Below are 14,188 nucleotides of genomic sequence, written 5' to 3'. Positions count from 1 at the left end.
GAAGGGAACACAACCATGCGCGCAATTATTCTTGCGGCCGGGATGGGCTTGCGCCTTGTTCAGCCCGAAGGCCAGCAAAAGCCGAAATGTCTGCTGCGGTTCGGTGACACGTCCGGGGACGTCTCGCTGCTCGAACGTCATCTGCATTTCCTGAAGGCCGCCGGCGTCGATGAAGTCGTCGTCGTGACCGGCTTCAAAAGCGAGCGGATCGAAGCGGAACTCGCGGCGATCGAATGGAAGCCGAAGACCGAAATAGTCGTCAACGAGGCGTTCACGCTCGGCAGCGTGCTGTCCGTGCACACCGCGCGCGACGCGATGACGCGCGGCGGCGACGTCCTGCTGATGGACGCCGACGTGCTCTACGACGAACGGATCTTCGAGCCGCTCGTCGCGGGCGGCTCGGTGAACCGCCTGTTGATCGACCGCGATTTCGAAGCGGGCGACGAGCCGGTGAAGCTGTGCGTCGATAATGGCGTGCCGGTCGAGTTGCGCAAGCAGGTCGCGGCGGGTTTGAAGTACGACACCATCGGCGAATCGGTCGGCTTTTTCCGCTTCGATCAGCAAACGGCCACGCGCCTCGCCGAAATCTGCGCCGACTACGTCGCGACCGGCCGCGCGAAGATGCCGCACGAAGAAGCAGTGCGCGACCTGTTGCTTGAAAAGTCCCACGTGTTCGATATCGCCGATGTCACCGGCGCACCGTGGATCGAAATCGATTTTACGAACGACGTGAAGCGCGCGGCCGACGAAGTGTTGCCGCAATTGCACGCGCTGCGTCAGTTTGCAGGAGCCTCGCAACAATGAACGCACTCACACAAATCCCGGTTGGTTACTCGCGCACTCTGCGCCTGCGCGAGATGCTGCAAAGCAATCGCCTCGAATTCCTGATGGAAGCGCACAACGGCATCTCGGCGCGCATCGCGCGGGAAGCGGGCTTCAAGGCGATCTGGGGCTCGGGCCTGTCGATCTCCGCGCAGTTCGGCGTGCGCGACAACAACGAAGCGAGCTGGACGCAGGTCGTCGACAACCTCGAATTCATGGCCGACGCGAGCGATCTGCCGATTCTGCTCGACGGCGACACGGGCTACGGCAACTTCAACAACGTGCGGCGTCTGGTGAGGAAGCTGGAGCAGCGCGGCATCGCGGGCGTGTGCATCGAGGACAAGCAGTTTCCGAAGACCAACAGCTTCATCAACGGCGAAGCGCAGCCGCTCGCGGATATCGACGAGTTCTGCGGCAAGATCAAGGCGGGCAAGGATTCGCAGAGCGATCCGAATTTCTCGATCGTCGCGCGCGTCGAAGCGCTGATCGCCGGCTGGGGCATGGAAGAGGCGCTCAAGCGCGCCGAGGCTTATCGCCAGGCGGGCGCGGACGCGATCCTGATCCACAGCAAGCTGTCGAAGCCCGACGAAATTCTGACGTTCGCGCGCGAATGGGCCGGTCGCGGTCCGCTCGTCATCGTGCCGACGAAGTATTACAGCACGCCGACCGATGCGTTCCGTCAGGCCGGCATCAGCTGCGTGATCTGGGCGAACCATCTGATTCGCGGCTCCGTCTCGGCGATGCAGGCGATCGCAAAGGAAATTCACGACAGCGAGACGCTCGTCAACGTGGAAGACCGTATTGCGTCGGTGAACGAAATCTTCCGTCTGCAGGACGCGGACGAATACTCCGCAGCGGAGAACATCTATCTGAGCGCGGCCAACGAAAAGCGCAGCGCGATCGTGCTGGCCGCGAGCCGTGGCGCGGGCCTCGAAGCGCTGACCGAAGATCGTCCGAAGGTGATGCTGCCGGTCGCCGGCAAGCCGCTTCTGCGCCATCTCGTCGAGGCGTTCAAGAAGGAAGGCATCAACGACATCACCGTCGTGGGCGGTTATCGCGCGGATGCGATCGATAAGGGCGGCGTTCGCCTCGTCGTCAACGAGAAGCACGAAACCACGGGCGAACTTGCGTCGCTCGCGTGCGCGGTCAAGCACATGAACGGCGACACCGTGATTTCCTACGGCGATCTGCTGTTCCGCAGCTACATCCTGCGCGATCTGACCGAGTCGGATAGCGACTTCTGCGTTGTCGTCGATTCGTCGCAGACGCCGCAAGCGGGCGCTGCCGCGACCGACTTCGCGTACTGCTCGACTGCCGACGACCGCGCGCTCTTCGGCCAGAAAGTGTGGCTCGAAAGTGTGGTCGGCGCGGGGCAGTCGCTCGCGGGCGGACGCGCGCCGCAAGGCCGCTGGATGGGTCTCGTGAAGGTGCGCGCCGGTGCGCGTGGACGCCTGCTTGCGACGCTCGAAACGCTGCAACAGCGCGCCGATTTCGACAAGCTCGACACGGCCGCGCTGCTCAACGCGCTGATCGCGGATGGTCAGAAGATCGAAGTGCAATACGTGCACGGCCACTGGCGCGGCGTGAACGATCTCGACGATTTCCGTCGCGCGGGGGATTTCGCGCACGGTCAGACGCCGATCGGCTCGGAAGGCGCGGAGAACGCGCGTGATTGAGGCCGCCCAGTTCGTCGAGGCCGCGCGCGAGCGTGGTTTCGACTGGTACGCGGGCGTGCCGTGCTCGTATCTCACGCCTTTCATCAACTACGTGCTGCAGGACGAGTCGCTGCATTACGTGTCGGCGGCGAACGAGGGCGACGCGGTCGCGCTGATCGCGGGCGTCGCGCTGGGCGGAGACAAGAAACGCCGCGGCATTGCGATGATGCAGAACTCCGGTCTCGGCAATGCAGTGAGCCCGCTGACTTCGCTCACGTGGACGTTTCGTTTGCCGCAATTGCTGATCGTCACATGGCGCGGTCAGCCTGGCGTTCATGACGAGCCGCAGCACGCGCTGATGGGCCCGATCACGCCGCAAATGCTCGAAACGATGGAAATTCCGTGGGAATTGTTCCCCACGGAAGCCGACCAGATCGGCCCGGCGTTCGATCGCGCGACCGAATACATGGACACCACCGGCCGCCCGTATGCGCTTGTCATGCAAAAGGGCAGCGTCGCGCCTTATGAGCTGAAGAAGACCGGCTTGTCGGGCGTGCGCGCCAATGCGCATCCCGCGAGTGTGCGGCGCTTCGAAGGCGAGCGCGTCACGCGGCACGATGCGCTGCAAAAGGTCGTCGCCAATACGCCGAAGGATTCGACGGTCGTGCTCGCATCGACGGGTTTCTGCGGCCGCGAGTTGTACGCAATCGACGATCGCGAGAACCAGCTTTACCTCGTCGGCTCGATGGGCTGCGTCACTTCGATGGCGCTGGGCCTCGCGCTCTCGCGCCCGGATCTCACCGTCGTCGCGCTCGATGGTGACGGCGCCGCGCTCATGCGCATGGGCGCGTTCGCGACGCTCGGCGCATACGGCCCGTCGAATCTCGTTCACGTGCTGCTCGACAACGGCGCGCACGAATCGACCGGCGGCCAGGCCACCGTGTCGCGCGAAGTCGATTTCGCGTCGATCGCAGCGGCGTGCGGGTACGCGCTCGCGCTCGACGGCGACGACATCGCCGTGATCGATCGTCTTTTCGAAGCGCGGGATGTCGACGGCGTGCGCTTCGCGCGTTTATCGATCAAAACCGGCACGCCCGCCGACTTGCCACGTCCGAAGATCACGCCCGAGGACGTGCGCGCCCGTTTGCAACAACACATAGGAGGCCGTTGATGCTGCTGCTCAATCCGGGCCCTGTCACGCTGAGCGAACGCGTGCGCCGGAGCCTGCTGCAAACCGACCTGTGCCATCGCGAGCCGGAGTTTTTCGATCTGCAGGACGAAGCGCGTAAGCGCCTCGTCGCCGCTTACGCGCTCGACCCCGCCGTGTGGAGCGCCGTGCTGATGACCGGCTCCGGCACCGCCGCCGTCGAAAGCATGATCGCCGGACTCGTGCCGGAGGGCGGGCGGCTGCTCGTCGTGGAAAACGGCGTGTATGGCGACCGCATCGCGCAGATCGCGAAGCAGTACGGGATCGACCACGAAGTCGTGAAATACGAGTGGATGCAGGCGCCGGACATCGAAGCGATCATCGGCCTGCTCGACGCGAAGAAGTTCACGAATGTCGCGATCATCCATCACGAAACGACGACGGGCCGTCTAAACGCGATCGATCAACTGTCGCGTGCGTGCAAGGAACGGGGCATCGGCCTGTTGCTCGACGCGGTGAGCAGCTTCGGCGCGGAAGCGATCGATTTCGACGGCGGCGGCATCGTCGCGATCGCCGCGACCGCGAATAAGTGTCTGCATGGCGTGCCGGGCGCGGCGTTCGTCATCGCACGCCGCGATGCGCTGGCGCAGGCCGCGAGCCGCACGTATTACCTCGGCATCGCGCGTCTCGCGAAGTTGCAGGATGCGCGCAGCACGCCGTTCACGCCTTCCGTGCACGCGTATTACGCGCTCGTCGAAGCGCTGCGCGAGTTCGAGGAAGAAGGCGGCTGGCGCGCGCGGCATCAGCGTTATGCGAAGCTTGCGGAGCAGGTGCGCGCGGGGCTGGCTGCGCTCGGCATCGAAAGCGCGTTGTCGCCGGCAGAGTCGTCGGTGGTGTTGCGGGCGTACCGGCTGCCGAAGGGCGTCACGTATGAAACGCTGCACGACGCGCTCAAGGCCAAAGGCTTCGTGATCTATGCGGGGCAGGGCGGTTTGTCGACGGAATTGTTCCGCATTTCGACGATGGGCGCGCTCGACGCGAACGACATGGATCGGCTGATATCGTCGTTCGTGGCGTTGCTGCGTTGACTACGGCTTGCAAAAAATCGCCGTGACGAAGGGCGCGACGTGGTGTACCACCGCGTCGCTGCCCGCGTCGCGCACCTTCTGCTCGACTTCGTCGTCGCCGCCCCAGACGACGGCTCCGTAAGCGGCATCTCCGATCGGCTCGCCCTTGCCCTGCTTGAAGAGCGGGTCGTCCTTCTGGTACGCCACCAGCGCGTAGACCTTGAAACCAAAAGCCGTCAGCGTCGCGCCCTTCACCGGCCGGAACGCGTTGATCGAGTTCGGCTCGACGCGCATCGCTTTCCTTTCCAGCAGATTGTCATCCTGAAGCGGCGCGATGAACGCGTGCGGCGTCGACTTGCAGTCGAGTTGCGCATCGAGTGGCCGGGCGTGGGCGAGCGCGGCGGACGCGGCGGACGCGGCGGACGCGGCGGACGCCATCGCGAAAACAATCCGACCGAAGCGTGAAGCATTCCTCATGACGATCTTGCGTGACATAAAGTGGATAGAGACTTCCGCACTCTAGCGGGAATGCGAAAAATTCGCTGGCGGGCAGCAAGGATGCGTGGTTCCGGGTCACGCCGCGCCCGTCATCTCGCCCTCGAACTGGCGCGAGATGACGGGCGCGGCGTCCAAAGAAGCGCTTAGCGCGGCAACCACTCCGGCGCACACGAACCGAGCGGATTCAACGGGAAGCGATAGCGACCCGGCGTGCGCGACATATAAACCTGCTCGGCGACGCCCTTGTAGTAACCCATGGGCGTCTGCGCCAACAGCGGATCGGGAGCCACATACGCGTGTTCGGCGCTGGAACCTGCAGTTTCATACGCGTATTTCTGATCGAATACGCCCATCGACATAAGCCACGCCACGGCGCGCGACAGCGACACCGAGACCTTGTAGCTGCCGCCTTCCGTCGCGCGGCGCTTCAACGCCTGCATCACGCCGACGGTGCAGAGCCATGCCACGACATAGTCGCTGATGATGGAAATCTGCGGCGTCGTGTGCGGCTTGGTCGTCGGCCTGTCGGTGCCGCCCAGGCTCTCCAGCCAGTAAGGTCCGGCATACGCGCCCGTCGATACGTCGAAACCGGCGCGCTCGGACCAAGGGCCGCTCGGGCCGCTGAAATACACGGTCGCGCTGATCAGCCCCGGATGCTTCCGGCAGACTTCGTCTGGCGCGAGGCCGTATCGGTCGAGGAAACCCGAGCGCCGGTTCGAGAAGAACACGTCCGCGCCGTCGAGCAGTTCGGCGAAGGTGCGTCGCGCGTTTTCATCGCCGAGATCGAGCCGGGACGACCGCAGGCCGACGTTCGAAGTGTAGTGAAACAGGCTGTGCTCGTAATCCGTATGACGCCAGATGTTGAGCACGTCCGCGCCGTGCAGCGCGAGCGCGCGGCCCATGCCGGCGCCGGCGATCACGTGGCCGAGTCCTAGCGCGCGAATGCCGCTCAGCACGTCGCCGCCCGGCTGGAACGGGATCGGATCGCTGTCAGCGATCTTCTCGACGGAGATCAGCGGCTCGTTCTTCAGGACCTTCTGAAACACATCCAGTTCGAGAAACTCCTCCGGCGAGCGCAGCATGTACAACGGAATGCCGACCTTGCCGCCTGCCGCTTCGAGTTCCGCGGCGTTCCACAACGCGACCGCCTTCGCCACGGATTCCGTGCCGGGCGGGCACTGAAGCAGGTTCAGCGCTGTGTTGCGCAGCTTCGGGTAGTTGCAGGTGAAGAACACCCAGCGCCCGTCCTTGCATAGATGGAAATTGGCGCTGACGCCGGTATCTCCCTCGGAGCCCATGTTGCCGGGCAGACCGTTCATGAGTTCGAGGGTGCCTTCGTGGAAGGTGGCGAAGCGGCGCAACGCCTTGCGCACGTCGACGTGGATGTTCTGCGTCTGCCCGGTTTTCATGCGCCAGATGGAGGCCATCTGCGCGGCTTTGGCAGCGAGTCCGATCGCGGAAAACGCGCCGAAGCGCAGCACGCTCGGGATAATCGGGTCCTTGCCGTAGAAACTGAGTTCGCCGCCGAATTCATTCAGCGAGGCGCCAATGCCGTTCAGTACGGCTTCGACCTGGTTGTGAATGTCGAAATCGTCGCTTTTGGTGCGATTCGCGAGCGCGCGCCGTATGTCGGCCTCGACTCGATATTGATCGGCTTGCATGTCGTTCATCCGTGTTTTTGTGGCCGAAACCATCTCAAATCAGCGCGATGCCGGTGATCCGGCCTTCTTTGATCAGCGTTTCCTTGGCGCCGCTCGCGAAATCGACCTTGACGACATCGCCGTCGAGATCGGCCACGTAGGCGCAATGGTTCGGAATGTCCAACGCAAGGCCGATCGCTTCCTTGAAGCCCGTGCAGATCACGCGGCGGCCGATGAGTCCGCTCGCCGTGATCTTCGCGCTGTTCAACGAATTGCCGTCGGGCGCCGCGCCGCGATCCGTCCAGTAGAGCAGATCGTTTTGCGCGTCGATTTCCACGTCGATGGGCTCGGGAAGATCGCTTAGCAGAATCTCGATGTCGCTGCGATTCTCGGCGGAATCGCCTGGCCGCATGGCCAACTCCGCGCGAAAGATGCGTCCCTTGCCGCCCTTGGCCGGACCTTTCTGCGTCCACACGAACATGCCGCGTTTGTGATCCACGGCGATGCCGACGCACTGGTTCAATACCTCGTCTCTGCCGCCCGGCTCGACTGCGCGATCGACGAGCTTCATGAGATTTGCGCCGTCGACGTCGCTGCGCCAGATGGCGGCGCCTTCGCGGTCGCACCAGTAGAGTTGCCCGGCCGCGCGGTCCAGACAAAGCTGCTTCGGTGTCCTGATAGCACCGCGACCGACGAGCACGCGCCGGCCGCTGCCGTCGAGATTGGCGACTTCCACGGTGCCGTCGTCCGCGTGGTAGTCCGCGCCCATGTTGGTCCAGTAGACCAGTCCGCGTTCGAGGTCGACCTGAACGCCGTCGGGCGCGCCGCCGAGTTCGTCGATCAGCAGGCGCACATTGCCGCTTGCGCAGTCGATGGAAAGCATCGAAGGTTCATCGATGCGCAATGCCAGCAGCGTCTGGTGGATGGTTGATAGTGTTGTCATGTGATTCGGTATGCTACTTATCGGGAAAGATTCTTCGTGCCTTTGATAATGGCGATTTCCTTCTGGTCGCGCGCCTCGGCCAGTTCGGCGATCGATTGCTTGCCGTAGCCGCTCTCGATCTGCTCGACGAGCAGCTTCTTGGTGGCTTCGTCGAAGTGCACGGTCGATTTCAGTTGTTCGCTCCAGCGCGTTTCCATGCCCGGAGCAAGGTGATCGACGAAATGCGGGAAACCGCCCGCGCCGCCGCCGAGATGGAACGACAGAAATGGCCCGTTGGTCGCCCAGCGAATGCCGAGCGAGTTCGTCACGACACTGTCGAGATCCGCCACGGTGATCACACCCTGGGACACGAGATACACGCACTCGCGAAAGATGGCCGATTGCAGGCGGTTCGCAACGAAGCCATCGATCTCCTTGCGCAGTTCGAGCGGGTGCTTGCCGAGCGCACGATAGAACGCGAGCGACGCATCGATCAATTCGCGCGGCGTTTGCGGGCTCGGAACCACTTCGACCAACGGCAGCAAGTGCGGCGGATTGAACGGATGACCGATGATGAGGCGGCCCGGCTCTTTCATCTGGACGGACTGGACGGAGGCCTGAATGCCCGAACTCGACGAGAAGAACAGGCAATGCGCGGGCGCGAAACGTTCTGCCGTCACCCACAGCGCGGCTTTGAAGTCCGCACGCTCCGGCCCGTTTTCCTGAACGAAGTCGGCGTCCGCGACGGCCTTGGCGAGATCGGCTTCGAACGAGAGATTGCCCAGCACCGACGTCATGTCATGGCCGAGCGCGGTCAGCGCGGGCGTCGCCTGCACGACGTAGTTGCGCACGGTCTTGTCGATGCCCGCTTGCGGATCGTTCACGACGACGCGCATGCCATTGGCGAGAAAGAGCGCGGTCCATGATGCGCCGATCACGCCGCCGCCGATTACCACCACTTTCTTCTGGCTGAGCGTCTGATTGGCGTTTTCCATAACCATGTTTGGAGTTTCCATTTGAAGGATCGATGAGCGGACGCGTTCGCACCGGACCGCAAGGGTCGATATGGCAGGCGTCCGAGAGAGGGCGTGCGAGCGTCTCAAGCGCGGACAGAGACGCTCGCCATGACGAGTGACAAGCTGTTTCGATGATCGACACAACCAACAGCTGCAGTAAGGTTTCCTTCGCCGTTACGAGAAGTTATCGAGCATCTTGGCGAAGCCGGCTTCTTCGAGCAGCGAACCGTTCTCGACGAGCTTCTTCAGGAAAGCGACGCCATGACCTTCGAATTTCATGCTGCCGCGGCCGGAAAGCTGCGCGATGCCGGACGAGGGACCGAGCGAGCAGACCGTTCCTTTCGACACGAACTTGAAGTCGGCGATGGGCTTTCCGGCGATGTGCGCCTTGATGTTCGCGGCGGCGTGTGTGGCCTCCGCAATGGCGAGCTGCGCGGTGGTCGGCCAGGGACGGCCGCCCGCCGGATCGAGGACGGCGCTGTCATCGCCGATGAAGAAGACTTCGGGATGATCCTTGAGCGCGAGCGTGGGTTCGACGTTCACGCGATTGCGCTTCGCCACGAAGCCCGAATCCGCGATGACATGGCTGCCGCGCACGCCTGTCGTCCAGATGATGGTGTTTGCGTCGAACGTCCGGTCTTCGCTCATGACGCCGCCCGGGACGACTTTCTTGATGGTCGTCGAGGTATGGATCTGCACGCCGCGTGCCGCGAGATAGCCGACTGCGTAATCGACAAGGTGCGCGTCGAACATCGGCAGTAGCTTCGGCGCCGATTCGAGCGCGATGAGCTGCACCTTGTCCTTCGGCAGATCGTGCAATTCGATGAGACTCGGCATGCGGTAAGCGAACTCGCCCAGCAGTTCGATACTGGTGAAGCCCGCGCCGCACACGATGAGGCGCAGGTCGTTTTCGTCGCGCGTGGTTTTGAAGCCCGCGAGGCGCGCTTCGAAGTGCTGACGCACAGCCAGTGCGCTGTCGATATCGACGAGCGGCATGGCGTGCTCGCGCGCGCCGTCGATGCCGAAGTCTTCGGATTCGAAGCCGAGCGCGACGACCAGATAGTCGTAGGAAAGCGGCACCGGTCCCGCTTGAAGGAACACCTTTTTTTGTTCAGGGTCGATGCGTGTCACCGAATCTTGCTTGAACTCGACGGTGGGTCCCATTGACTGTCGTATGTCGAAGCTGATGACTTCCGGCTCGCGCGTTCCGGCTGCTACCGTATGCAGTTCCGTCGATTCGTAGTGGAAAGCATGGCGATTGACGAGCGTAATGCGAGCGCCAGGAAGCCCTCGAAGCTCTCGGGCCGCGCGAAGTCCGGCGTAGCCCGCTCCCAGAATAACGATTTCCTTCATTTTAATCTGTAGTCCTGTTTAACGTCGACGATTGAAGTATCGAGGCCGGACGATGGCGCAGCCAGGCCAGGCAAAAGCATAGCGGCAGGACTACTGACTGGCGCACATTCGAACAAAATGCGTCAAAGTTGCTGAAGGAAGTGTCGGGCGTCGCGAAGATTCGAGGAACGTCATCGACAGGCGTGCGCGAACAGCGCGAGCGTAGGCGAAAAAAAAGCACGAGACTATGTGTCTCGTGCTCTCATGCAGGGCTTGGTTCGCTACGCTTTGTCGCCTCTTTCGTGAAAGACCTTGTACGCGTCAGGCCGCCAGTTCCAGCTTCGCCGTGTTGCGCTTGTCGCGCGAATGCACGCGCTTGCCGGCGGCGTAGGTCTCGAATACCGCGCGATCGTCGCCGAGCAGCGCGAACGCGAACAGCAGTTCTTCGAGCGATTCCGTGCGCGACGTGCGACGCGCGAGAAGCGGCGTCGCGTTCGGATCGAGCACGACGAAATCCGCTTCGCTGCCGGCCGCCAGCGTGCCGATCCGGTCGTCGAGTTCGAGCACTTGCGCGGCGCCCGTGGTGGCGAGCCAGAACATGCGCGTCGCGCTCAGATGATGGCCCGTGAGACGCGCGACCTTATGCGCTTCGTTCATCGTCTGCAGCATGGAGAACGACGTGCCGCCGCCGACGTCTGTCGCGAGCGCGACCGGCATGTTCGACTCGCCGGCTTTCTCGAAATCGAACAGGCCGCTACCAAGGAAGAGATTCGAAGTCGGACAATGCGACGCCACCGCGCCCGTTTCGGCCATGCGCGCGCGGTCACGATCGTCGAGATAGATGCAGTGGCCGTACACCGCGCGACGGCGCAGCAAACCATAGTGATCGTAAATGTCGAGATAGCTGCGATGCCCCGGAAAGAGGCTCTCGACCCATTTGATCTCGTCGGTGTTTTCCGCGACGTGGGTCTGAATGAACACGTCGTTGTGCTTCTGCGCGAGCACGCCGCACGCTTCGAGCTGCGCTTCTGTCGATGTCGGCGCGAAACGCGGCGTCAACGCGTACTGCTGACGGCCGCGCCCGTGCCAGCGCGCGATGAGTTCCGCGCTGTCGTCGTAGCCGGATTGCGCCGTGTCGCGCAGGAACTCGGGGCAGTTGCGATCCATCAGCACCTTGCCCGCGATCATGCGCAGATTGCGCGCCTCGCTTTCGGTGAAAAACGCATCGGCCGATTGCTTGTGCACCGTGCAGTAGACGAGGGCGGTCGTCGTGCCGCAGGCGAGCAATTCGTCGATGAAAAAGCTCGCCGTTTCGCGCGCGACCGCGGGATTCTCGAAGCCGCGCTCGGTCGGGAACGTGTACGTGTTGAGCCACGGCAACAAGCCCGACGCGGGCGACGCGATCATGTCCGTTTGCGGATAGTGGATGTGCGAGTCGATGAAACCCGGCACGATCAGCTTCTCGCGCATGGTGTGGACGGTCGCGTCGGCGGCGAGCCGTTCGCGCAGCGACGCATACGCGCCTGCCGCGACCACTTTGCCGTCCTCGACGATCAGGAGGCCGTCGGCCTCGTAGACCGCGCCGTCAGCGGCATGCGCGGGATCTTCCCGGAAGGTCAGCAACTGGGCGCGGTAGGCGGTTTGAGTCATGATGCAACGTCTCCGTTTCTAGGGTTTTTACAACTGCGAAAGCAGTACTAACGAGAAAGCCGCGATGATCCACATCGCCGGCTTGACTTCCTTCGCGCGGCCCGTCGCCGACTTCAGCACGACGAACGCGAGAAAGCCGTATGCGACGCCATCCGTGATCGAGTAGGTCAGCGGGATCAGGATCATCGCGAGGAACGCGGGAATGGCTTCGTCGAAGCGATGCCATTCGATCTTCGTGATCGCTTCCATCATGAACACGCCGACGAGCACGAGCGCGGGCGCGGTCGCGATGGCCGGCACGAGCGACAAGACCGGCGACAGGAACAGGAACGGCAGGAAGCACAATCCGGCGACGACCGCGACGAGACCCGTGCGCCCGCCCGCCGAAATGCCCGCCGCCGATTCGATGTACGCGTTCGCCGGGCTCGTGCCGAGCGGCGCGGAAACGAGCGCGGAGAACGAATCGACCATCATCGACTGGCGGATGTTGCGCGGATTGCCGTCGCGGTCGTAGAGCTTGCCGGCTTCGGAAATCGCCATGAAGGTGGAAAGCGCGTCGAAGAACGACGTGAACAGCATCACGAAGATGAACGGCCAGTAGATGACCTTCAGCGAGCCCATCAGATCGAGCTGCCCGACCGCCGAAAAGTCCGGCGCGGCGAACAGGCCGTTCCAGTTGACGAGCGTCTTCGTGGCAATGGCGGCGGGCCAGTACGCGGTGCCGTCGCCGTAGAAGCGGCCGATCGGAATCGCGATGATCGTCGTGAACACGATGCCGAGCATCAGCGCGCCCGTGACCTTGCGCGCGACGAGAATCGTCGTGACGGCGAGGCCGACGAGGAACGTGATGACCACCGGATTGAGCGACGCCGAATGCACGATCGTCACCGGATCGCCGACCACGAACTTCGCGTTCACGAGCCCGATCAGGCTGATGAACAGTCCGATGCCGCACGACACCGCGTGCCGCAGATTCGCGGGGATCGCATCGACGACGAGCTTGCGCGCGTTGAACGCCGCGAGGATCGCGAAGATCACGCCGGACCAGAACACGCAGCCGAGCGCGGTCTGCCACGGCATCTTGCCGCCGTGGACCATCACGAACGCGAACAGCGCGTTCATGCCCATGCCGGGCGCGACGAGCACCGGATTGCGCGCGTACAGACCCATCGCGCAACTGCCGAGAAAGCTGACGATGACGGTGGCCGTGAGCGCCGCCGAAAACGGCACGCCCGCCGCCGACAAAATGCCCGGATTGACGACGATGATGTACATCGCCGTGAGGAACGTCGTGATGCCCGCGACGATTTCAGTCTTGGTGCGCGAACCGGCCGCACGAATGCCGAAGAAGCGTTCGAGCGTGGTCGTGTCCCGTTGTGGAGTGGCTGTGGTTTCCATCGTGCTTACTGCTTCCAGTGCCGATCCAGGCGCGCGACCATCGCGTCGCGTTCTTCTTCGGTGACGAACGAGGCTTCGAGGCTATTTTTGAGCAGCGTGTAGACCTCGTGATCGGTGAGCTTCAACGCATCGACGATCGCGAAGTAGTTCGCATTGACGTAGCCGCCGAAGTACGCGGGATCGTCGGAATTGATCATCACCGCGACGCCCTGATCGAGCAGATCCTTCAGCGTGTGCCTGGCCATGTCGTCGAACACGCAGAGCTTGATGTTCGAGAGCGGGCACACGGTCAGCGCGATGCGCGCATCCGCGAGACGCGCGACGAGCGCCGCGTCTTCGATGCTGCGCACGCCGTGATCGACGCGATCCACTTTCAGCAGATCGAGCGCTTCGTACACATACGACGGCGGACCTTCTTCGCCCGCATGCGCGGCGAGCTTCAGGCCGCGTTCACGCGCCTTCGCGAACACGCGCTCGAATTTGGACGGCGGATGTCCGCGCTCCGACGAATCCAGCCCGACGCCGATCAGCCGATGCGCGTACTTGTCGAACAGCGGCAACGCGCTTTCATACGTCGCAAGCGCGTCTTCTTCGGACAGATGGCGCAGGAAACAGAGAATCAGCTTGCTCGACAGACCGCGCTTCTCACCTTCGGCGAGCGCGGCATCGATGCCCGCGACGACCGTTTCGATCGGCACGCCGCGTTCCGTGTGCGTCTGCGGATCGAAGAAGATTTCCGTATGCACGACGTGGTCCGCGAGCGCGCGCTCGACGTAGGCCATCGTCATGTCGTAGAAATCCTGCTCGGTGAGCAGCACGCTCGCGCCCGCGTAATAGATGTCGAGGAACGACTGCAGGTCGCTGAACGCGTAAGCCGCGCGCAGCGCTTCGATGGAGTCGTACGGAAGCTTGACGTTATTACGCTTCGCGAGCGCGAAAATCAGTTCAGGTTCTAGCGACCCTTCGATGTGAATATGCAGCTCGGCTTTCGGCGCGTGCGCAATCTTGTCGGCGAGTGTGGGGTTCATTTGGGCTTTTGAG

12 protein-coding genes are annotated in these 14,188 nt (G+C 63.1%); 4 read left to right on the top strand and 8 right to left on the bottom strand.

Annotation, left to right across the window (positions count from 1 at the left end; translation table 11 throughout):
* Positions 1-15: 15 nt before the first annotated feature.
* Genes AWB82_RS12315 through AWB82_RS12300 form a run of 4 tightly spaced genes read left to right on the top strand, consistent with a single transcriptional unit; the run spans position 16 to position 4,712 of the window.
* Positions 16-804, top strand: a complete 789-nt coding sequence (locus tag AWB82_RS12315; protein ID WP_086967418.1) for a phosphocholine cytidylyltransferase family protein — start codon at positions 16-18, stop codon at positions 802-804.
* Positions 801-2,498, top strand: a complete 1,698-nt coding sequence (gene aepX, locus AWB82_RS12310; RefSeq protein WP_086967417.1) for a phosphoenolpyruvate mutase — start codon at positions 801-803, stop codon at positions 2,496-2,498. Before AWB82_RS12315 ends, aepX begins: the two co-directional genes overlap by 4 nt.
* Positions 2,491-3,648 (top strand): phosphonopyruvate decarboxylase, encoded by a 1,158-nt coding sequence (gene aepY, locus AWB82_RS12305; protein WP_086967416.1) that lies wholly within the window; start codon positions 2,491-2,493, stop codon positions 3,646-3,648. Before aepX ends, aepY begins: the two co-directional genes overlap by 8 nt.
* A complete protein-coding gene (locus AWB82_RS12300; RefSeq protein ID WP_086967415.1) occupies positions 3,648-4,712 on the top strand; it encodes a 2-aminoethylphosphonate aminotransferase in 1,065 nt (354 codons plus the stop codon). Before aepY ends, AWB82_RS12300 begins: the two co-directional genes overlap by 1 nt.
* On the opposite strand, the gene AWB82_RS12295 is transcribed toward AWB82_RS12300, so the two are convergent.
* The 8 genes from AWB82_RS12295 to AWB82_RS12260 all read right to left on the bottom strand — a co-directional run bounded on the left by AWB82_RS12295 (position 4,713) and on the right by AWB82_RS12260 (position 14,175).
* Positions 4,713-5,129 carry a hypothetical protein gene (locus AWB82_RS12295; protein ID WP_086967414.1) on the bottom strand — a complete coding sequence of 139 codons (417 nt, stop codon included), beginning with the start codon at positions 5,127-5,129 and terminating at the stop codon, positions 4,713-4,715.
* A gap of 203 nt (positions 5,130-5,332) precedes the next feature.
* Positions 5,333-6,850 carry a CoA transferase gene (locus AWB82_RS12290; protein ID WP_086967466.1) on the bottom strand — a complete coding sequence of 506 codons (1,518 nt, stop codon included), beginning with the start codon at positions 6,848-6,850 and terminating at the stop codon, positions 5,333-5,335.
* Positions 6,851-6,884: 34 nt separating this feature from the next.
* The gene (locus AWB82_RS12285) at positions 6,885-7,772 is read right to left on the bottom strand and encodes a hypothetical protein (RefSeq protein ID WP_086967413.1); all 888 of its coding nucleotides are present in this window, start codon (positions 7,770-7,772) and stop codon (positions 6,885-6,887) included.
* Between the two features lie 17 nt (positions 7,773-7,789).
* The gene (locus AWB82_RS12280) at positions 7,790-8,767 is read right to left on the bottom strand and encodes a 3-hydroxyacyl-CoA dehydrogenase NAD-binding domain-containing protein (RefSeq protein ID WP_235023268.1); all 978 of its coding nucleotides are present in this window, start codon (positions 8,765-8,767) and stop codon (positions 7,790-7,792) included.
* Positions 8,768-8,941: 174 nt separating this feature from the next.
* Positions 8,942-10,120, bottom strand: coding sequence for an NAD(P)/FAD-dependent oxidoreductase (locus AWB82_RS12275; RefSeq protein WP_086967411.1), 1,179 nt, complete (start codon positions 10,118-10,120; stop codon positions 8,942-8,944).
* A gap of 300 nt (positions 10,121-10,420) precedes the next feature.
* Positions 10,421-11,749 carry a guanine deaminase gene (gene guaD / locus AWB82_RS12270; RefSeq protein ID WP_086967410.1) on the bottom strand — a complete coding sequence of 443 codons (1,329 nt, stop codon included), beginning with the start codon at positions 11,747-11,749 and terminating at the stop codon, positions 10,421-10,423.
* Positions 11,750-11,776: 27 nt separating this feature from the next.
* Positions 11,777-13,147 (bottom strand): NCS2 family permease, encoded by a 1,371-nt coding sequence (locus AWB82_RS12265; protein WP_086967409.1) that lies wholly within the window; start codon positions 13,145-13,147, stop codon positions 11,777-11,779.
* 5 nt (positions 13,148-13,152) lie between these two features.
* The gene (locus tag AWB82_RS12260) at positions 13,153-14,175 is read right to left on the bottom strand and encodes an adenosine deaminase (protein ID WP_086967408.1); all 1,023 of its coding nucleotides are present in this window, start codon (positions 14,173-14,175) and stop codon (positions 13,153-13,155) included.
* Positions 14,176-14,188 lie beyond the last annotated feature (13 nt).

This window comes from Caballeronia glebae (assembly GCF_001545035.1).
Classification (GTDB): Bacteria; Pseudomonadota; Gammaproteobacteria; order Burkholderiales; family Burkholderiaceae; genus Caballeronia; species Caballeronia glebae.
Note: the sequence above shows the minus strand (reverse complement) of the source record. Positions and strands in the feature narration are given on the sequence as shown.

Excerpts from the sequence above, each read along its gene's own strand:
- AWB82_RS12315 (WP_086967418.1), top strand. The coding sequence starts at position 16 with ATGCGCGCAATTATTCTTGCGGCCGGGATGGGCTTGCGCCTTGTTCAG.
- aepX (WP_086967417.1), top strand. The coding sequence starts at position 801 with ATGAACGCACTCACACAAATCCCGGTTGGTTACTCGCGCACTCTGCGC.
- AWB82_RS12300 (WP_086967415.1), top strand. The coding sequence starts at position 3,648 with ATGCTGCTGCTCAATCCGGGCCCTGTCACGCTGAGCGAACGCGTGCGC.
- AWB82_RS12295 (WP_086967414.1), bottom strand. The coding sequence starts at position 5,129 with ATGGCGTCCGCCGCGTCCGCCGCGTCCGCCGCGTCCGCCGCGCTCGCC.
- AWB82_RS12290 (WP_086967466.1), bottom strand. The coding sequence starts at position 6,850 with ATGCAAGCCGATCAATATCGAGTCGAGGCCGACATACGGCGCGCGCTC.
- AWB82_RS12285 (WP_086967413.1), bottom strand. The coding sequence starts at position 7,772 with ATGACAACACTATCAACCATCCACCAGACGCTGCTGGCATTGCGCATC.
- AWB82_RS12280 (WP_235023268.1), bottom strand. The coding sequence starts at position 8,767 with ATGGAAACTCCAAACATGGTTATGGAAAACGCCAATCAGACGCTCAGC.
- AWB82_RS12275 (WP_086967411.1), bottom strand. The coding sequence starts at position 10,120 with ATGAAGGAAATCGTTATTCTGGGAGCGGGCTACGCCGGACTTCGCGCG.
- guaD (WP_086967410.1), bottom strand. The coding sequence starts at position 11,749 with ATGACTCAAACCGCCTACCGCGCCCAGTTGCTGACCTTCCGGGAAGAT.
- AWB82_RS12265 (WP_086967409.1), bottom strand. The coding sequence starts at position 13,147 with ATGGAAACCACAGCCACTCCACAACGGGACACGACCACGCTCGAACGC.
- AWB82_RS12260 (WP_086967408.1), bottom strand. The coding sequence starts at position 14,175 with ATGAACCCCACACTCGCCGACAAGATTGCGCACGCGCCGAAAGCCGAG.